Annotated in this window: 19 protein-coding genes; 17 read left to right on the top strand and 2 right to left on the bottom strand. The window is 45.8% G+C overall.

Annotated elements, in window-relative coordinates; translation table 11 throughout:
- The first annotated feature begins 11 nt into the window (after window positions 1–11).
- The 6 genes from I4V84_RS08590 (at window position 12) to udp (ending at window position 7326) form a co-directional block, all read left to right on the top strand.
- On the top strand, window positions 12–1352 hold the full coding sequence (locus tag I4V84_RS08590) for an MATE family efflux transporter (RefSeq protein ID WP_195991622.1): 1341 nt from the start codon (window positions 12–14) through the stop codon (window positions 1350–1352).
- 217 nt (window positions 1353–1569) lie between these two features.
- Window positions 1570–2736, top strand: coding sequence for a BMP family ABC transporter substrate-binding protein (locus tag I4V84_RS08585; RefSeq protein ID WP_173770473.1), 1167 nt, complete (start codon window positions 1570–1572; stop codon window positions 2734–2736).
- A gap of 200 nt (window positions 2737–2936) precedes the next feature.
- Entirely contained in the window at window positions 2937–4478 is a 1542-nt protein-coding gene (locus I4V84_RS08580) for an ABC transporter ATP-binding protein (protein WP_195991620.1), read from the top strand.
- On the top strand, window positions 4471–5601 hold the full coding sequence (locus tag I4V84_RS08575; RefSeq protein ID WP_195991618.1) for an ABC transporter permease: 1131 nt from the start codon (window positions 4471–4473) through the stop codon (window positions 5599–5601). Before I4V84_RS08580 ends, I4V84_RS08575 begins: the two co-directional genes overlap by 8 nt.
- A complete protein-coding gene (locus I4V84_RS08570; RefSeq protein ID WP_118578626.1) occupies window positions 5601–6542 on the top strand; it encodes an ABC transporter permease in 942 nt (313 codons plus the stop codon). The genes I4V84_RS08575 and I4V84_RS08570 overlap by 1 nt, the downstream gene beginning before the upstream one ends.
- Before the next feature lie 4 nt (window positions 6543–6546).
- Window positions 6547–7326, top strand: coding sequence for a uridine phosphorylase (udp, locus tag I4V84_RS08565; protein WP_118578624.1), 780 nt, complete (start codon window positions 6547–6549; stop codon window positions 7324–7326).
- Here the strand turns inward: udp and I4V84_RS20470 are convergent.
- The gene (locus I4V84_RS20470) at window positions 7323–7397 is read right to left on the bottom strand and encodes a DUF6783 domain-containing protein (RefSeq protein ID WP_334284868.1); all 75 of its coding nucleotides are present in this window, start codon (window positions 7395–7397) and stop codon (window positions 7323–7325) included. The genes udp and I4V84_RS20470 overlap by 4 nt on opposite strands.
- On the opposite strand from I4V84_RS20470, the gene I4V84_RS20465 reads away from it, so the two are divergent.
- From I4V84_RS20465 to rsmH, 10 genes are all read left to right on the top strand, one after another.
- Window positions 7374–7460, top strand: coding sequence for a DUF6783 domain-containing protein (locus I4V84_RS20465; RefSeq protein ID WP_306797096.1), 87 nt, complete (start codon window positions 7374–7376; stop codon window positions 7458–7460). The two genes, I4V84_RS20470 and I4V84_RS20465, sit on opposite strands and share 24 nt — an antisense overlap.
- 109 nt (window positions 7461–7569) lie before the next feature.
- Window positions 7570–8235, top strand: a complete 666-nt coding sequence (deoC, locus tag I4V84_RS08560) for a deoxyribose-phosphate aldolase (protein ID WP_195991616.1) — start codon at window positions 7570–7572, stop codon at window positions 8233–8235.
- Between the two features lie 130 nt (window positions 8236–8365).
- The gene (locus I4V84_RS08555) at window positions 8366–8785 is read left to right on the top strand and encodes a cytidine deaminase (RefSeq protein WP_173716878.1); all 420 of its coding nucleotides are present in this window, start codon (window positions 8366–8368) and stop codon (window positions 8783–8785) included.
- A 117-nt stretch (window positions 8786–8902) separates the two neighbouring features.
- Window positions 8903–9883 carry an adenosine deaminase gene (gene add, locus I4V84_RS08550; RefSeq protein ID WP_173716877.1) on the top strand — a complete coding sequence of 327 codons (981 nt, stop codon included), beginning with the start codon at window positions 8903–8905 and terminating at the stop codon, window positions 9881–9883.
- A gap of 25 nt (window positions 9884–9908) precedes the next feature.
- Window positions 9909–11099, top strand: a complete 1191-nt coding sequence (locus I4V84_RS08545) for a phosphopentomutase (RefSeq protein WP_195991614.1) — start codon at window positions 9909–9911, stop codon at window positions 11097–11099.
- Window positions 11100–11215: 116 nt separating this feature from the next.
- Complete coding sequence (locus tag I4V84_RS08540; protein ID WP_195991612.1) at window positions 11216–11944, top strand: Crp/Fnr family transcriptional regulator; 729 nt, start codon at window positions 11216–11218, stop codon at window positions 11942–11944.
- Between the two features lie 119 nt (window positions 11945–12063).
- Window positions 12064–12885, top strand: coding sequence for a purine-nucleoside phosphorylase (locus tag I4V84_RS08535; protein ID WP_195991610.1), 822 nt, complete (start codon window positions 12064–12066; stop codon window positions 12883–12885).
- Between the two features lie 76 nt (window positions 12886–12961).
- On the top strand, window positions 12962–13882 hold the full coding sequence (locus tag I4V84_RS08530; protein WP_195991608.1) for a PfkB family carbohydrate kinase: 921 nt from the start codon (window positions 12962–12964) through the stop codon (window positions 13880–13882).
- Window positions 13883–13891: 9 nt separating this feature from the next.
- Window positions 13892–14515 (top strand): uridine kinase, encoded by a 624-nt coding sequence (gene udk / locus I4V84_RS08525; RefSeq protein WP_195991606.1) that lies wholly within the window; start codon window positions 13892–13894, stop codon window positions 14513–14515.
- Between the two features lie 161 nt (window positions 14516–14676).
- Complete coding sequence (rsmH, locus tag I4V84_RS08520; protein WP_187565607.1) at window positions 14677–15774, top strand: 16S rRNA (cytosine(1402)-N(4))-methyltransferase RsmH; 1098 nt, start codon at window positions 14677–14679, stop codon at window positions 15772–15774.
- Between the two features lie 94 nt (window positions 15775–15868).
- On the opposite strand, the gene I4V84_RS08515 is transcribed toward rsmH, so the two are convergent.
- Complete coding sequence (locus tag I4V84_RS08515) at window positions 15869–17638, bottom strand: PQQ-binding-like beta-propeller repeat protein (RefSeq protein WP_195991604.1); 1770 nt, start codon at window positions 17636–17638, stop codon at window positions 15869–15871.
- A 186-nt stretch (window positions 17639–17824) separates the two neighbouring features.
- Between I4V84_RS08515 and rfbD the strand changes: the two genes are divergently transcribed.
- Entirely contained in the window at window positions 17825–18673 is an 849-nt protein-coding gene (gene rfbD, locus I4V84_RS08510) for a dTDP-4-dehydrorhamnose reductase (RefSeq protein ID WP_118578604.1), read from the top strand.

Raw genomic sequence — 18673 nt, 5'->3', positions numbered from 1 at the left:
ATTTTATACAAATGAAAACCAAGATTCAGGATATGACCTCCGGTTCGCCGGGGAGATTGATCATTCTTTTTGCAATTCCCTTGATGCTGGGAAATATCTGTCAACAGCTTTATACAATGGTGGATACTATGGTCGTTGGCCAGATTGCAGGTGTGGAGGCTCTTGCCGCACTGGGTGCGGTTGACTTTCTGATGTGGGTTGTCACAGGAATATCCACTGGTCTCACTCAGGGATTTTCCATTCAGCTTTCGCAATATTATGGTGCAAAGGATTTTGAAAATCTTCGTAAATCCCTGGCACACAGTTATCGGCTGACCGCATTCATCGCAGTGGGAGTATTCATTCTCAGCCAGTCCTTTGCTGCACTGGTATTAACAGGGTTGCATACACCTTCCAATATTATCGGAATGTCATTATTATATCTGCGTATTATTTTCTGCGGAATTCCGGCTACTGCAGCCTATAATATGTTTGCCGCTGCTTTAAGGGCTATGGGAAACAGTAAAACACCATTAACTGCAATGATTATCGCATCGGTACTGAATATTTCATTGGATATCCTTTTTGTGGCAGGCTTCGGATGGGGTGTGGCAGGGGCAGCAATCGCTACTGTGATTGCGCAGAGTTTTTCTGCCGTGTACTGTTTTCTGATTTTACGCAGAATTGATATTGTTCATCTGTCCAGAGCAGATTTTATGACTGCCGCAGGAATGAATGCCCGTCTAATGAAGCTTGGTATTCCTGTTGTATTTCAGAATATCATTATCGGTGTAGGCGGTCTGGTAGTCCAGTATGTGATCAATGGCTATGGCTTTCTTTTTGTGGCAGGATTTACAGCTACAAACAAGCTTTATGGTCTGTTGGAAATGGCAGCGATTTCCTATGGATATGCCATCGTTACTTATGTGGGCCAGAATCTGGGAGCCGGAAGGATCGACAGGATCAGGAAAGGTGTCCGCAGCAGTATGCTGCTTTCCCTGCTTACCTCACTGATTATTTCTGCTGCCATGTTTTTATTTGGAAAAAATATCCTCTCACTTTTCATCTCAGGTGAACCGCAGCAGACACAGGAGGTACTTGCAATTGCTTTTAAATACCTTTCTATTATGGCTGCCATGCTCTGGGTGTTGTACTTCCTGTATGTGTACAGATCTGCACTGCAGGGACTGGGAGATACGTTAATGCCTATGGTAAGTGGTATGGCCGAATTTGTCATGCGTATCAGTGCTGCGCTGATTCTTCCCCATTTTATCGGGCAGGACGGTATTTTCTTTGCGGAGATTGCAGCATGGAGCGGAGCTACTGTGATTTTATGTATCAGCTATTATGTGCGGATGCATAAATATCATTAAGGCAAAATATATGATACGGAAAATAAAAAAAGAGACATATGTCTTTTAACAAAAAATCAAATATAAAAAAATATACTAAAAAACACTTGAAAAAATATCCTTTTTGTACGAAAATGAAAATAAATATAGAAAAAGGGACATGTGTCCTGTTTTAAAAGTGAGACATATGTCATTGTAGAGATAACAAAGCCAATTTTAAAAAAGGAGGAAAAATAATATGAAGAAAAGAATTGCAGCTATGGTTCTTGCAGGTGCAATGGCACTTTCCCTTGCACCAGCTTACGGAGTGACAGAGGTGAAGGCTGAGGCTGGAGATATGAAGATCGCCATGGTAACTGACTCCGGTGATATTACAGACCAGAGCTTTAACCAGACCACTTACGAGGCATGTAAGGCGTGGTCCGAAGAGAATGGTTCTGAGTTCAACTATTATAAACCAGAGAGCGACTCTGATGAGGCACGTAACGCAAGTGTTGACCAGGCTGTAGCAGATGGAGCTAACGTGATCGTACTTCCGGGATATATGTTCGCAGCTACTATCGTAGAGCAGTCTGAGATGTATCCGGACGTGAAGTTTATTGCACCTGACGTAAGTGCAGGCGATATCTGTGAGAAGGGTGTTGGCGAAGGATACACCTACAATCCGGATGATTATGAAGTGACCGATTACTACAATGCAGACAATGTTTACTGCTGTACCTATCAGGAAGAGATTTCCGGATACATGGCTGGATATGCAGCTGTGAAGCTTGGATACAAGCATCTTGGATTCCTCGGCGGTATGTCTGTACCGGCTGTTACCCGTTTTGGATATGGATATGTTCAGGGCGTAGACGAAGCCGCCAAAGAGCTTGGAATCACAAGTGACGTTGAGCTTGAGTATGTATGCGGCGGACAGTTCTACGGCGATGCAGACATCACAGCTTACATGGATACCTGGTACGGAAGCAAGGGCGTTGAAGTTGTATTCGCATGCGGCGGTGGAATCTACACATCTGCAGCAGAAGCAGCAGCGAAGGTTGACGGCAAGGTAATCGGTGTTGACTCTGACCAGTCCGGAATCATCGGTGAGGACATCACTGTTACATCCGCTATGAAGGGCCTTGCACCGACAGTAAAGACTGCACTTGATGCGATCAAGGATGGCAGCTGGGAATCTGATTACGCTGGAAAGATTGACAACCTTGGTCTTGTATCTGAGAACCCGGAAGACAACTACGTACAGCTCCCAATGGAGACAACCCAGTGGGATGACAATTTCACTGTAGATGATTACAAAGATCTTGTAAAGAAATTATACAATGGCGAGATTGAAGTAAGCAGCGACATCACAGCAATGCCAGAGACTGAGATCACAGTAAATGATTACGGCAGCATCAAATAAGACAACCAACTACTCCGCATAGTAAATGCAATTATAAATCACGGGTAGGGTTCCGACAGGAAAGCAGACTGGTCTTAACATGAAGAATGGCCATGCAGTGATAAAAAGGGGAGTGAGCAGTGGCCACTTCCCTTTTTTACATTTGTAAGTATCTGTGTTTTCTGGCTGTGACTCTGCCATGAAAAAAGGAGAAAGCGAAGATGAGTGAATATGCAATTGAAATGCTGGGAATAACCAAGCGTTTTCCCGGAATCATCGCAAATGACAATATCACACTTCAGTTGAAAAAAGGTGAAATCCACGCTCTGCTTGGCGAAAATGGAGCAGGTAAATCCACTTTGATGAGTGTTCTGTTCGGCCTGTATCAGCCGGAAGAGGGCGAGATCCACAAAGATGGAAAGAAAGTTGAGATCAAAGATCCAAACGATGCAAATGACCTGGGCATTGGAATGGTACATCAGCATTTCAAATTGGTAGAATGCTTCAGCGTTCTGGATAATATTATCCTTGGTGTTGAGACCACAAAAAACGGTTTCCTTCAGAAAGAGGGCGCGCGTAAAAAGGTTATGGCCCTTTCCAAAAAATATGGTCTTTCTGTAGATCCGGATGCCATTATCGAGGATACCACAGTAGGTATGCAGCAGAGAACCGAGATCCTGAAAATGCTTTACCGTGACAACGAGATCCTGATCTTTGATGAGCCTACCGCAGTACTTACTCCGCAGGAAATCCAGGAGCTTATGCAGATCATGAAAAATCTGGCAGCCGAGGGCAAAAGCATTCTATTCATTACCCACAAGCTTGGTGAGATCATGCAGGTTGCAGACCGCTGTACCGTTCTTCGTAAGGGAAAATGCATCGGAACCGTAGGCATCAGGGATACCAACCCGGAGAAGCTTTCCGCCATGATGGTTGGACGAGACGTAAACTTCGTTGTAGAGAAAGAAGAAGCAAAGCCCGGTGAAGTTGTTCTGGATATCAAGGATATGGTGGTTGCTTCCAAGCATCATAAGAATAACGCAGTCAACGGCGTTTCTCTTCAGGTCCACAGAGGTGAGATCGTATGTATCGCCGGAATCGACGGAAATGGCCAGACTGAATTTGTCTATGGGCTTTCCGGTCTGGAGCCACTGAAGAGCGGCACCATCACTATGAATGGAAAAGACATTACTCACATGCCAATCCGTGAGCGCCTTACCTCCGGTATGAGTCATATCCCGGAAGACCGTCACAAGCATGGTCTGGTACTTGATTATTCCCTGGAAGACAACATCGTTCTTCAGAGATATTTCGAACCACAGTTCACCAATAAATTTGGCTTTTTGAAACGCAAAGAGATTCGCAGATATGCCAACCGTCTGATCGAACAGTACGATATCCGTTCCGGTCAGGGTGCCATCACCAAGGCGAGATCCATGTCTGGTGGAAACCAGCAGAAAGCAATCATCGCCCGTGAGATTGACAAGAATCCGGAGCTTTTGATCGCAGTTCAGCCTACCCGTGGTCTGGATGTTGGAGCAATCGAGCATGTTCACAAACAGCTGGTACAGGCAAGGGATGCAGGCAAAGGCGTTCTTCTGATCAGCCTGGAGCTGGATGAGGTTATGAATGTATCAGACCGGATTCTTGTAATGTACGAAGGAGAAATCGTAGGAGAATTTGATCCGAAGAAAGTAACCGTAGAGGAACTTGGCCTTTACATGGCAGGATCGAAGAGAAAGGAGACGAAGAGCAATGAATAATGAATCCAAAAAGAAAGAAAGCATTCTGAGAAACAATGCGGTTCAGACCATCATTGCCTCTCTTTTATGCATTGTGATCGGTCTTCTCATCGGTTATCTGGTACTTCTTATTATCAATCCTGCAGGAGCTGCGAGTGCGATTACTGCAATTATCAAGAATTATTTTTACTATCCAAGCCAGAAGGCTATGATGAAGTATATGGGAACCACACTGGTAAAGGCTTCCGCACTTCTGATGTGTTCCCTGTCCGTTCTGTTTGCTTACAAGGTTGGACTTTTTAACATTGGAGCAGCAGGACAGTATGTAGTTGGAGCCGGAGCTTCTCTGTATTTTGCGTTAAAACTTGGCATGCCCTGGTATGTATGCATGATCGCAGCAATCGTGATCGCAGCCCTGGTAGGCGGCATCTCCGGTGCACTGAAGGCTTACTTCAATGTAAACGAGGTTATTTCCTGTATCATGCTGAACTGGATTTCCCTGTATGTGGTGAATATGCTTCTTACCCAGGTGAAATCCGAGTCTACTCCATACACTGTAGATCTTTCCAGCGGCAATAAGAGCGCTCTTCTTCCCAACTGTGGACTGGATGAGATCTTTTCCGGAAACAAATTCGTATCCATCGGTCTTATTATTTCTGTGGTAATGGCGATCGTAGTGTGGGTACTTCTGGAAAAAACAAAATTCGGTTTTGAGCTTCGCGCAACAGGTATGAACAAAAATGCTGCAAAATACTGCGGCATGAAAGAGAAGAGAAATACCATTGTAACCATGATGATTGCCGGCGGCCTTGCAGGACTTGGCGCAGCTGTTTTCTATCTCAGCGGAATTGAGACCTGGATGGTTCAGCAGACAACCGTTCCGGGCATGGGCTTTAATGGAATTGCAGCAGCCTTCCTTGGCGGCCTTCATCCCATCGGAGCAATTTTTTCCTCTTATTTTATCCAGCACATTACAAGTGGTGGAAGTTATGTGGATAAGACCATGTATTGTGCACAGATCTCTGATCTGATCTCCGCGTTTATCATTTATCTGTGTGGATTTGTATTCTTCTTCAAACTCTGGTTAAACCGTTATCTCGACAGGAGAGATGAGAAAAAAGCTGCAAAAGGAGGAGAAAAATAATGTTATTATTGATTCAGTATACATTAATATTTGCTTCTGTATTGATTCTCGTAGCACTTGGCGGCTGTTTTTCCGAGCACAGCGGTGTCATCAACATTGGTCTTGAGGGAATTATGGTTATGGGTGCACTTGGCGGTGCCCTGATGATGAAATATCTTCCGGATTCCGCTCCGGCACCAGTTGTGATCCTTCTGGTGGTTCTGGCCAGTGTGCTTGTGGGAATGATATTTTCCCTGCTCCTTGGTGTGGCTGCCATTCATTTCAATGCAGACCAGACACTGGTTGGTACGGCCCTGAATCTTCTTGGACCGGCAGCAGCTGTTGTTATCGTAAGAGCCATCAACATGGCAGAAAATCCAGACAACGTTTCTTCCACAGTTGCTTACAAGGTGGCCAAGAAAGCGTTCCTGATAAGAATTGGAAAATTTGAATTCAGCTGGTTCATGCTTTTTGCACTGCTGATCCTCCTTGCTTCTTATGTGGTACTTTATAAGACCAGATTTGGACTTCGTCTGATGGCATGTGGTGAGCATCCACAGGCAGCCGATTCGGTAGGTATCAATGTTTTTAAAATGCGTTACGCAGGCGTTTTGATCTCCGGCGCACTTGGCGGTCTTGGGGGACTGGTTTATATCACTGCCGGTGTAAGTGAGTGGAAATTTGAGAACGGAGTTGCTGGTTTTGGTTTCCTTGCACTTGCTGTTATGATCTTCGGACAGTGGAAGCCGGTAAACATCGGACTGGCAGCCCTTCTGTTCGGTCTTTTCCGTGCGCTGTCAAACGTATACACAGGATTTGATGCGCTGGTAGCCTTGAAGCTTCCCAGCACATTATACAACATGTTCCCATATATTATTTCCCTGATCGTTCTGGTGTTTGTATCCAAGAATTCCAGAGCGCCGAAGGCGGAAGGTATTCCGTACGATAAAGGACAGAGGTGACACTATGAAAAACTATTCTGAAGATGCCAGCAGGCAGTATCATATCCAGGTTGCAAAGGGGGAAGTTGGCCGGTATGTGATCATGCCGGGAGACCCGAAAAGGTGTGTGAAAATTGCCCAGTATTTTGACAACCCGGTTCTCATTGCAGACAACAGAGAATATATCACATATACAGGAACCCTGGACGGCGTGAAAGTCAGCGTGACATCCACCGGAATCGGCGGACCGTCTGCCTCCATTGCCATGGAAGAGCTTTCCCGGTGCGGCGCAGATACTTTTGTCCGCATTGGAACCTGCGGCGGTATGCAGCCTGAGGTAAAAAGCGGAGATATCGTAATTGCCACAGGTGCCATCCGTATGGAGGGAACCAGCCGGGAATATGCCCCCATAGAGTATCCGGCAGTAGCTAATCTGGACGTGACAAACGCCCTTGTGGCAGCTGCGAAAGAAAAAGGACTTTCCTGTCATACAGGTGTTGTCCAGTGCAAAGACGCTTTTTACGGACAGCATGAGCCTGAAGCAATGCCAGTTGGTTATGAGCTGCTCAACAAATGGGAGGCCTGGAAGAAAATGGGCTGTCTTGCTTCCGAGATGGAATCTGCAGCGCTTTTTATTGCAGCTGGCAAGCTTCGTGCCAGAGCTGGCTCCTGTTTCCTGGTGCTTGCAAATCAGGAAAGAGAGAAGCTGGGACTGGATAATCCGGTTGTGCATGATACAGATATGGCAATCCAGGTGGCTGTTGAAGCTGTGAGAAAGCTGATCCGGGAGGATTCGTCGAATTAAGACCGTGACATCGCAATCTGCACGCCCCACTTTGCGTTACATTTTGCCTGAATTCGGTTGCCGTAGCCCATTACGGCGCCCTCATTCGGGCGAAATCTCCCACAAATTGTGACGAACATCTTGCAGTTACTTAATATTCGATGTACTAGACAATCAAATAAAGAACAGATATGAATCCTGCCAGTAAATTGCGATACAGTAATTTCGGGCAATATAAAGAGACAACAGAAATGAGGAAAATAAATGGACGTAAAAGAGATTTTAAAACATGTGGATCATACCCTTCTTCTCCAGCCATCTACCTGGGAAGAAATCAAACAGATTTGTGACGATGCGATGGAATACGGAACTGCATCCGTATGCATTCCGCCAAGCTATGTAAAACAGGCAGCAGAATACATGAATGGAAAAATGGCAGTGTGCACGGTTATCGGTTTCCCAAATGGCTACATGACAACAGCAGCCAAGGAATTTGAAACAAAAGATGCTCTTGCAAATGGTGCTTCCGAAATCGATATGGTAATCAATATCGGCTGGCTGAAAGATCAGAAATATGACCTGATTGAGAACGAGATCCGCACCTTAAAAGCTGCATGCGGTGACAAAATCCTGAAAGTTATCATTGAAACCTGCTTCCTCACAGATGAGGAAAAAATTAAAATGTGCCAGATTGTAACAGAAGCAGGCGCAGATTATATTAAGACCTCTACCGGTTTTGGCGGTGCAGGTGCAACCTTTACAGACATTGAGCTTTTCTCCAGACATATCGGACCAAATGTAAAAATGAAAGCAGCAGGCGGAATTTCTTCCCTGGAGGATGCAGAGAAGTTCCTTGCACTTGGTGCAGACCGACTGGGAACCAGCCGAATTGTAAAAATTGTAAAAAACGAGAAAGCCACAGGATATTGATCTGGTCATTGATTGTAAAGGCGAACAGATGCTGTCTCCGGAATTGATCAGATTATAACGACGTTCATCGAGAAGAGCATTATGTTGTCAGAGACAATCAGAAAATGTGAATGATAAGAGAGGTGTGAAAATGGAAAAAGAGATGATTAACCAGCTGATTGATACAGCAATCCACCAGCTGAAATATTCCTATACACCATATTCCAATTTTAAAGTAGGCGCAGCCCTCCTTGCAAAAAATGGGCAGGTTTACACAGGCTGCAACATTGAAAATGCCGGGTACACAGCCACAAACTGTGCGGAGCGTACCGCCTTTTTTAAGGCAGTAAGCGAAGGGGTGAAGGATTTTCAGGCTATCTGTGTTGTCGGCGGTAAGGCTGGCGTGCTCACAGAATATGCAGCTCCCTGCGGCGTGTGCCGACAGGTCATGATGGAGTTTTGCAACCCGGAAACCTTCCAGGTCATTCTGGCGGTGGACAAAGAGCATTATGATGTGTATACACTAAAAGAACTCCTGCCGTTAGGCTTCGGACCTTCTAATCTGGCATGAAAGCTGCTGACTGGAGAATAGTATTATGAAGTATGTCGGAAAATGCCGAAAACAGAGTGATCTGGCATTGAATCCGGCAGTTATAAAGCAGCATAAAGAATTGCAGGAGAAAAAATTATGACAATCGAACAATTAAAAGCACTACCCAAGGCAGAGCTTCACTGTCATCTGGACGGGTCTTTAAGCCGGGAGTTCATGGAGAGCCAGCTGGGAAGAAGGGTACAGCCGGAAGAGCTTAGCGTGTCTGATGACTGCACAAGCCTTGCAGAATACCTTGAGAAATTTTCGCTTCCGGGTCAGTGTATTATGGATGAAAAAGGGCTTGAGGCAGCTGGCTACGACGTACTTCGCACCATGAGCCAGGAAAATGTACGCTACGCAGAAATCCGTTTTGCACCTCTTCTTTCAGAGACCTCCGGAATGAACTGCCGTGCTGTGATCGAGGCAGTATTAAAAGGCCTTGAGCGGGGCAGAGCAGATTTTGGAACGGAGTTTGGTGTGATTACCTGTGCCATGCGTCATCACAGCCAGGAGGACAACAGCCGGATGATAAAAACAGCCCGTGAATATCTGGGCTATGGTGTGTGTGCAGCGGATCTGGCAGGTGCGGAAGCAGCATATCCCATGGCACAGTTTATGGAGCTTTTTCAGAACACCCGTAAGCTGGAAATGCCCTTTACCCTTCATGCAGGAGAGTGTGGAAGCGTACAGAACATTGTGGATGCTGTAAAAGCGGGAGCCGGCAGGATCGGACATGGAATCGCCATGCGAGGCCATTATAATATTCAAAAAGAGCTGGCTGACAGAGGCATTGGAATTGAAATGTGTCCTATCAGCAATCTTCAGACAAAAGCGGTAAACAGTCCGTCAGAATATCCCATCCGGGAATTTCTGAACACAGGATTGAAGGTTTCCATAAACACGGACAACCGTACAGTGAGCAACACAAGCCTTACCAAAGAGCTTCAGTTCATCCAGAACACGTATGGCATTCAGGAGGAAGAGATACGGCTGATGATGAAGAATGCAGTGGATACGGCATTTGCCACTGATGAGGTGAAAGCGAGATTGTATTCTGAACTGGGAATAAAAGGATAAAATATTGGAAACGAGGGATTTTATTTTGAAAAAATATGAAAGGATTTTCGTGATCGTTCTGGATTCTCTGGGAATCGGTGCCATGCCGGATTCAGAGAAATTCGGGGATGTGGGAGTGGATACATTCGGACATATTCTGGATAAAATGGGCTCCCTGGAAATACCAAATCTTAAGAAGCTTGGAATGTTAAATCTTCATCCGGCAGGAAATATGCAAGGTGTGGAGAAGCCGATTGGCCGTTACATGCGCGTAAGCGAAGCCAGCAATGGCAAGGATACCATGACCGGCCATTGGGAAATGATGGGAATTAAGACAGAGAAGCCGTTTAAGACTTTCACAGACACTGGCTTTCCGCCGGAGCTGATCGCGGAACTGGAGAAGCGCTGCGGCAAGCGCGTGATTGGAAACAAGAGCGCCAGCGGAACGGAGATCATTGAAGAGCTTGGGGAAGAAGAAATCAATACAGGTGCCATGATCGTGTATACTTCAGCCGACTCTGTTCTTCAGATCTGCGGAAATGAGGAAACCTTTGATCTTCAGAATTTGTATCGCTGCTGCGAGATTGCAAGAGAAATTACACGGAAAGATGAATGGCGTGTAGGCCGTGTCATCGCCAGACCATATGTTGGCAAAAAGAAAGGTGAGTTCAGGCGAACCAGTAATCGTCATGACTATGCTTTGAAGCCAACAGGTCTGACTGCATTAAATGCGTTAAAGGATAATGGGCTGGATGTGATCGGTGTAGGGAAGATCAACGATATTTTCTGCGGCGAAGGAATCACAAAGACCTATCATTCTGATAGCTCCGTACACGGTATGGAGCAGACCATCCAAATCTGCAAAGAAGACTTCAGGGGACTTTGCTTTGTGAACCTGGTTGATTTCGATGCCCTGTGGGGACACAGACGAAATGTGGAAGGCTACGGCAAAGAAATCGAGAAGTTTGACAAGAACCTGGGCGTTCTTTTGGAAGAGCTTCGGGAGGATGACCTTCTTATTCTTACCGCAGATCACGGGAATGATCCCACCTATAGCGGCACTGACCATACCAGAGAGTATGTTCCCTTCCTGGCTTATTCCAAGACCATGAAAGAGGGGGGTGCCCTTGAAAACGAAGATACTTTTTCCGTTATTGGCGCATCAGTGGCAGATAATTTTGACGTGAAAATGCCGGAAGAAACTATCGGACATTCCATTCTTGAGAAATTATGCTAAAATAGAAAAGCAGCTGTTGGATAGCGGTTGTATATCCGGTGGATTGTTTGCTTTTGCGGCAGAAGCCGGATAGAAACAAATGATTTGCAGCACATGGCAGAAGATGAGGAAATCATATGAAACACACCTATTTACACGATGTACTTCCATTCCTTCGTGAACTGGAACGTGAGAAACAGAAACAATTTGAAGCTTATTTCCGTACTGCGCCATTATGGCTTATGGACCTGTTTCAGAGTGAGATAATGGAAGCCGGAACTACTTTTATCAGGGAAAATGAACCGGCAGATACGATTTTCTTTGTTGCCAGAGGAAGAGTAAAAGCCACAGATTACCGGATTTCCGGCATTGCCTATGATTTTATGAAGCCTATGAATCTCATTGCGCTTGGTGGTATGGAGGTGATCCTGGGACAGGACACCTACCAGACCACCCTGCAGACAGAGACAGAGTGTATCGTTACCAAGCTTCCAAGAGCGCAGTATGAGAAATGGATTTATTCAGATACGGAAGCTTTTCGCCTGGAGGCAAAGCTTACCTGTGCGTCCCTGTTGGAGGAAGAGCGGCGGAACCGTCTGTACCTGTTTTTGGAAGGGGCTGACAGATTAGCTGTACTTTTCTCGGAATGGTTCGAAAAATATAACAAAAATGACATTTTATGCATCGGCGAAAGCCGGCAGAATCTGGCAGATGAGACAGGCCTTTGCCTGAAAAGCATCAGCCGCGCCATCAAGAAGTTTCAGGCAGACCAGCTGATCGTGAAAAAAGGCAATCAGATCTGTATTGACAGGAAGCAGTACGAAAGGCTGAAGCGGACTGTGGATGAGAAAATCGGCAACGTATAAACGGAACACAAGACTATAGCAAAACGCATGGTATTGAAGGCTTTCTGTTTATATGAAAATAATGTTATAAGCTGTCCTGGCAATAAGCCGGATAGCTGCAGATAAAGGAGAAGGTGTACATGAGCGATTTATATCAGAAATTAGAGACTTGCCTTGCAAGTGTTAGAAAAAAGACAGATTTTAAACCGGAAGTGGCGCTGATCCTGGGATCCGGCCTTGGAGATTATGCAGATGAGATCCAGATCGAAACCACCATTGACTATACAGAGATTGAGGGCTTTCCAACCTCCACAGTTGCAGGCCACAAAGGCAGATTTGTATTTGGATATGTGAAAAATGTGCCGGTTGTGATCATGCAGGGAAGAGTGCATTACTATGAAGGCTATTTAATGACGGATGTAGTTCTTCCCACAAGATTGATGGGCATGATGGGGGCGAAGAAGCTGTTTCTTACAAATGCAGCCGGTGGAGTGAATCCGAATTTTAAACCAGGTGATTTTATGATGATCACCGATCACATTACCACAGGAATTCCGAGTCCGCTGATCGGAACGAACATTGAGGAACTGGGAAGCAGATTTCCGGATATGAGTGAGGTATACAGCAAACGATTGCGAGAGGTGATCCGTGCCAGTGCAGAAAAATGCGGTATAGATCTCCAGGAGGGTGTATATGTGCAGTTTACAGGTCCTGCCTATGAAACTCCGGCTGAAGTGAGAATGGCAGCTATATGGGGCGGTGACGCAGTTGGAATGAGCACTGCATGTGAAGCAATGGCAGCCCGTCATATGGGAATTGAAGTGTGCGGAATTTCCTGTATCACCAACATGGCAGCTGGCATTTCGAAGCAGGAGCTGAACCACAAGGAGGTTCAGGAGACTGCAGACAGAGTGGCGAAATCTTTTAAAAAGCTGGTGACGGAAATCATAGCCGGTATGTAGCCGCAAGGAAGTGCGGGTTTCATAAGAGGCAGCGCAAACCAAAAGATATAACGTAACAAAGGAGAAAAGTTATAATATGGGAATTGTTGTAATTGGTGATGTTTTTATCGATGTGAAAGGTTATTCCACAGCACCATTTATTCCTGGAGGAAGAAATGCCGGTGTGATCCAGCAGATCCATGGCGGTGTAGGAAGAAATGTAGTGGAAGATATTGCCAATATAGAGTTGAAACCAACCTTTGTCAGTCTGGTAGATGACGACGCTATGGGGGATGATGTGATCCGCAAACTGGAGCGTCATAAAGTAGATACCAGATATATGCGTAAGGTAAAAAACGGCATGGGAACCTGGCTGGCTGTCTTTGACCAGGACGGAGATGTGGTGGCATCTATTTCCAAACGTCCGGACCATCGTCCGATAGAGCAGATCCTGGATGAACACGGAGATGAAATTTTCCAGGATGCGGACAGCGTTGTGATCGAGATCGATATTGACAAGGAAATTGTGAAGAAGACTTTTCACTATGCAGAGAAATACGGCAAAAAAGTATACGCTCTTGTATCGAATATGACCATTGCCATTGAAAGACGTGACTTTTTAAGGCGGACAGCCTGCTTTGTATGCAACCAGCAGGAAGCGGGCATCCTGTTTTCTGAGGATTACGGTGACCTGAAGCCTGAAGAAATGGCCCGGTGTCTGGCAAAAAGGATCCAGTCCGCCCATATTCCAAAGATGGTGATTACCATGGGAAGTGATGGTGCAGCTTATGCAGATCAGGAAGGAAAATGGGGCGTTTACCCAGCTATGAAGGTAGATGTGGTTGACACCACAGGCGCGGGAGATGCCTTTTTTGCAGGTGTGTGCGTAGGCCTTACCTATGGAAAAACAATGAGAGAGGCATGTGCCATTGGTACCCGTCTTTCCTCAACTGTAATTTGTACCTCAGAGAACATTTGTCCGAGATTTATGCCGGAAGAATTTGATCTTGACAGGTAGGAGAAGAATATGGAAAGTCTTATTATAGGAATTGCCGGCGGCTCCGGCTCCAGTAAATCTACTTTTACAAACAGAATTAAAAAGCGTTTTGGAGATGACGTAGTAGTCCTTTATCACGACAATTATTACCGCAGACAGGATGGAATCCCTTTTGAGCAGCGTGTGACTGTGAATTACGACCATCCGGATTCCCTGGAGACAGAGCTTCTGGTGGAGCATCTGAAACTTCTGAGGCAGGGGAAAGCTATTGACTGTCCGGTTTACGATTATTCCCAACATAACCGTTCCGACAAGATCCTTCATATCACCCCAAGTCCGGTGATCCTTGTGGAGGGAATCCTTCTTCTGGCAGATCCCAGAGTGCGTGAGCTTCTTGATATTAAGGTCTATGTGGAAGCTGACGCCGATGAGCGTATCCTCCGCCGGATTTCTCGTGATGTGGAAGAGCGGGGAAGAGACTTGAATGGAATTATTAAACAGTACTTAAATACAGTGAAACCCATGCATTACCTTTATGTAGAGCCCACGCGTTCCAAGGCTGATATTGTGATCAACAGCGGAAAGAATGACGTGGCGTTTGATCTGTTTGTTTCGAAAATCAGTATGGAATTGGAAAAACGGAAGCAAGGGTAATTACAGAAGATGTTTGTTGTAGGCTGTAAACATTGATGTGATGATGCGGCAGAATTAGCAAATGAAAGTTGCTGTTTACGAAATGGATGAGAATTTCGGCATAAAGAATTTTTCTGCGAAATTGGTAGATGGCAACAGATAAAAAGATACAGGAGATCAGAATGTCACAGGAAAAAGAGAACAGACAGCATGAGAATGCGCAGAGTGTGCAGGAGGGGCAGCAGCCTCATAAGCGCAGAGTGCGCTACAAAGGCAGATACCCGAAGAAATTTGAGGAGAAATATAAAGAACTTCAGCCAGAGAAATACCAGGATACCATTCAGCATGTAATGCAAAAAGGGAATACCCCGGCAGGCATGCATATTTCTATTATGGTAAAAGAGATTATTGATTTTCTGGAGATCAAACCAGGACAGATTGGCTTTGATGCCACACTGGGCTACGGTGGCCATACAAAGGCCATGCTTCAGTGCCTGCAGGGACAGGGGCATATGTATGCCACTGACGTAGACCATGAGGAAGCAGCCAAGACAAAGAAAAGATTGGAAGATCTTGGCTTTGGGGAGGATATTCTGACCATTAAACTTCAGAATTTCTGTACCATTGATGAGATTGCCAAAGAAGTAGGAGGTTTTGATTTCCTTCTTGCTGATCTCGGCGTGTCCTCCATGCAGATCGATAATCCCAAGAGAGGTTTTTCCTTCAAAGCAGACGGACCTCTGGATCTGCGCCTGAATCAGGAAGCCGGGATCAGTGCGGCAGAGCGCCTGGAACATATTACCCGGGATGAGCTTGCTGGAATGCTTTATGAGAATTCAGACGAGCCATACTGTGAAGAGCTTGCCAAGGCGATCACAGATGAGATCCGCAAAGGAAACCACATGGATACCACCACAAAGCTTCGTCAGGTCATTGAGAAAACTCTGGATTTCCTTCCGGAAAAAGAGAAGAAGGAGACCATCAAAAAGACCTGCCAGCGTACCTTCCAGGCCCTTCGGATTGATGTGAACCGGGAGTTTGAGGTTCTGTATGAGTTTATGGAGAAGCTGCCGGGAGCACTGAAGCCTGGTGGAAGAGCGGCAATCCTTACGTTCCATTCAGGAGAGGATAAGCTGGTGAAGAAAGCGCTGAAGGCTGGATACAAAGAGGGAATTTATTCCGATTATTCCAGAGACGTGATCCGTCCGTCAGCCCAGGAATGTGCCCAGAATGGACGCGCACGGTCTACGAAAATGCGCTGGGCGATTAAATCGGAGTAAACGCGATAAATACGCTGCGCGAGTTTGGCTCGCCTATCGAGTAAATGAGACAAAACACGCTCTAGCGCATAAATAAAATGGGGGAGGAACCGCATCACTGCAGTTCCATCCCCCATATTTTACAATCTCTGGTTCCCACAACCATATAACTTTGATATACAGCAGGAGATGCTTCGATGACTCCCTCACTGATCTGGTGGCAGTCAAGAACATCTCCTGTTTTTCCATCCAGAAGATAGATATGTCCTGTGCTGTTGCAGTAGAGAACCTTTCCGCTGCCATCCGGATTGTATACACATACAGGTGAAGACCAGGCATAGGCAGATTCATGTTCCCAGTTTACTTTCCCGCTATTTTTATCAATGCATGCAAGTACACCTTGTGCCTGTCCGCCGGTTCTGGCAACAGTCACATAAATGTTATCCGACAATTCTTCTTTTCCAACGGCGATGGTAGACTGTACACCACCTGAAACACTGTCCTCGGAGGAACAGTCGTAAGAGGTCTGCCAGATGACCTCTCCTGTCTCCGCATCAATTTTCCAGACAGGAACCTCTGCAGTGGTGCTGCTTCGCCAGCCCAGACGGAAAGAGGTGCTGACATACAGGTAAAGGTGTCCGTCCTCCACAGACAAAACAGGAGTGGAGTTGGAGTCATCCAGAATATCCTGCACCCATACAAGCTGCAGGGTATTCAGATCCAGGCACATCAGATTGCCGCCGTTATCAGCAATAAAAAGATAACCGTCATAGATGGCTGCGCTGTCCTCCATGCCAAGCCAGTAGGAGCCTACGCTGGTACGTGTTCCGTAGTAGCGCCATTTTACAATGTGATCCGGATTGATGGACAAGGTGCCTGCTTCCGGGTCATAACTGGTATTCAGTTTGATCAGATAAAGAATTCCGTTCTCTCCTGGATAGATCAGGGTATCTGTGGCAGCATCCACAAGGGCGGAGGAATCAAAGTAGCTTAAATTTCCGCGAAGGGAAAATTCATCATTATTTCCAAAGGTATACATCACACTGCAGTCCAGAAGATTCACAACAAAGACCCTGGCAGTGCCTTCATTGCTGTCATAACCTGCGCCCACATACATAATTGGATAACCTCTGGGATCAAGTGCACCTGCTCCTTTGAAGGTGAAACCAAGGTAAAGGGGATCTCTGGTAGCCTCGCCGGTTTCCAGATCCAGAAAATATACATAGCCGTCCATGCAGGCATAGATCACTTCCACAAGATCGTCTTTTTCCTTTGCCCAGTCGTACATATTCATGGACTTCTTTACTTCTTGGGACCATTTTTCCATAAGAGGCTGTCCGGTCCAGCCGCTTCCGGACCAGGTGGCATCGCCGTAAGTAATAGAGCCGGTTTTTGCTGTCCAGAGATCCTGGATTTTTCCATTTTTAATCTGTGTATTGCCATAGGCTGCAGTGTCGCGGAAATTGTTTCCGCGGAAGGTGACGATTCCATCCACATCTGTGTAGCTGATCCCGGCATCGAAGGAGTGGGTATCTGTGGAGGTATAATCCGAAGTATTGGCAAGTATCTGTCCGTCCACCTCAATGTCTGTGGTTTCTATGTATAAAGATGGGCTGGTGGAATCTACGCATTTAGGAGAAAATTCTGCCGGTCTTGCCATTGCGGCTTTTACAGCGGCAAGAGAATTGGAGTCATCCATGTCCAGACCGCTGGCTTCCTCAACCATGGAAACTGTATTTACATTTTCCCGTATCCTTTTTACGAGGAAAACTCCTCCCAGTATAATAACTGCTGCAATGATCAGGATCCCTTCTGTAAGAAGAAGTTTTCGGAAGAAATATTTTTGCTGCAGCTGCTTTTTTCGTTTCCCTACTTTTCTTTTCATAATTCTGAATCCTTCCCTGTTCATTTGGCAAAAATTATACAAGGTATGACTGGGAAATTCAAGATGTCAAGAGCTGTTTTGGAAATTCAATTTTTAGATTTGGAAAAAGGGCGCAATCTTTTTTCTTGACAGTGTATGGCCTGGCTTGTTAAAATATTATTTATCGTGTGAAAAGGAGGAGAAAACATGCTGAAAGTATGGATCGTAGGATCTGAAGGCCAGATTGGCGAGGCAATTAATGAAGTGCTGGATCCGTTGGAAATTGAAGTTTTGAATACAGACAAAAATGCGCTTGATATTACAGAAACAGACGAAGTTCTTCATTTTGGAGAGATCAACCGTCCGGATGTGATCATCAACTGTGCTGCGATCACAGACGTAGAGCTTTGCGAGAAGCAGCCGGAGGAAGCATTTCGTGTAAACGCTTTAGGCGCCCGTAACTTAAGCCTTGTGGCAAGAAAAACAGGGGCAAAGATGGTGCAGCTTTCCACAGACGATGTTTTTGATGGTCTGGCACAGAAGCCGTACACGGAGTTTGACAATACAAACCCTAAGACTGTTTACGGAAAATCCAAGTGCGCCGGGGAGAATTATGTGAAGGAGTTTACCCACAAGCACTTTATCATCCGAAGCAACTGGGTATTCGGAAAGGGAAATAACTTTGTAAACCGTGTTCTGGAGGCTGCAGATCAGGGCAGGGCTCTGGCTGTAGCGGAGGATCAGTATGGTTCCCCTACAAGTGCCAAAGATCTGGCAAGAATTATCCTGCATCTGATCCGCACCAATGAGTACGGAACCTATCATGCAACCTGTCAGGGTGTTTGCAATCGTTATGAATTTGCAAAGGAGATACTTCGCCTTGCAGGCAAAGAGGAGCAGCTGAATCCGGTACCTACCCCGCAGTCTGATCTTTCTTCTGCCAGACCTGCATATGCAGTTCTGGATAATTTCATCCTTCGCATTATCGATGTATATGAGATGCCTGGCTGGAAGGATTCTCTGGAAGAATTTATGAAAGAAAAACGGGAGGGCTAA

Origin of the sequence: Ruminococcus sp. 1001713B170207_170306_F1 (assembly GCF_015668065.1) — a bacterium.
Taxonomy (GTDB): domain Bacteria; phylum Bacillota; class Clostridia; order Lachnospirales; family Lachnospiraceae; genus Blautia_A; species Blautia_A faecis.
Note: the sequence above shows the minus strand (reverse complement) of the source record. Positions and strands in the feature narration are given on the sequence as shown.

What these genes read in the sequence shown, in the direction of transcription:
- I4V84_RS08590 (WP_195991622.1), top strand. Translation starts at nt 12, where the DNA reads ATGAAAACCAAGATTCAGGATATGACCTCCGGTTCGCCGGGGAGATTG.
- I4V84_RS08585 (WP_173770473.1), top strand. Translation starts at nt 1,570, where the DNA reads ATGAAGAAAAGAATTGCAGCTATGGTTCTTGCAGGTGCAATGGCACTT.
- I4V84_RS08580 (WP_195991620.1), top strand. Translation starts at nt 2,937, where the DNA reads ATGAGTGAATATGCAATTGAAATGCTGGGAATAACCAAGCGTTTTCCC.
- I4V84_RS08575 (WP_195991618.1), top strand. Translation starts at nt 4,471, where the DNA reads ATGAATAATGAATCCAAAAAGAAAGAAAGCATTCTGAGAAACAATGCG.
- I4V84_RS08570 (WP_118578626.1), top strand. Translation starts at nt 5,601, where the DNA reads ATGTTATTATTGATTCAGTATACATTAATATTTGCTTCTGTATTGATT.
- udp (WP_118578624.1), top strand. Translation starts at nt 6,547, where the DNA reads ATGAAAAACTATTCTGAAGATGCCAGCAGGCAGTATCATATCCAGGTT.
- deoC (WP_195991616.1), top strand. Translation starts at nt 7,570, where the DNA reads ATGGACGTAAAAGAGATTTTAAAACATGTGGATCATACCCTTCTTCTC.
- I4V84_RS08555 (WP_173716878.1), top strand. Translation starts at nt 8,366, where the DNA reads ATGGAAAAAGAGATGATTAACCAGCTGATTGATACAGCAATCCACCAG.
- add (WP_173716877.1), top strand. Translation starts at nt 8,903, where the DNA reads ATGACAATCGAACAATTAAAAGCACTACCCAAGGCAGAGCTTCACTGT.
- I4V84_RS08540 (WP_195991612.1), top strand. Translation starts at nt 11,216, where the DNA reads ATGAAACACACCTATTTACACGATGTACTTCCATTCCTTCGTGAACTG.
- I4V84_RS08535 (WP_195991610.1), top strand. Translation starts at nt 12,064, where the DNA reads ATGAGCGATTTATATCAGAAATTAGAGACTTGCCTTGCAAGTGTTAGA.
- I4V84_RS08530 (WP_195991608.1), top strand. Translation starts at nt 12,962, where the DNA reads ATGGGAATTGTTGTAATTGGTGATGTTTTTATCGATGTGAAAGGTTAT.
- udk (WP_195991606.1), top strand. Translation starts at nt 13,892, where the DNA reads ATGGAAAGTCTTATTATAGGAATTGCCGGCGGCTCCGGCTCCAGTAAA.
- rsmH (WP_187565607.1), top strand. Translation starts at nt 14,677, where the DNA reads ATGTCACAGGAAAAAGAGAACAGACAGCATGAGAATGCGCAGAGTGTG.
- I4V84_RS08515 (WP_195991604.1), bottom strand. Translation starts at nt 17,638, where the DNA reads ATGAAAAGAAAAGTAGGGAAACGAAAAAAGCAGCTGCAGCAAAAATAT.
- rfbD (WP_118578604.1), top strand. Translation starts at nt 17,825, where the DNA reads ATGCTGAAAGTATGGATCGTAGGATCTGAAGGCCAGATTGGCGAGGCA.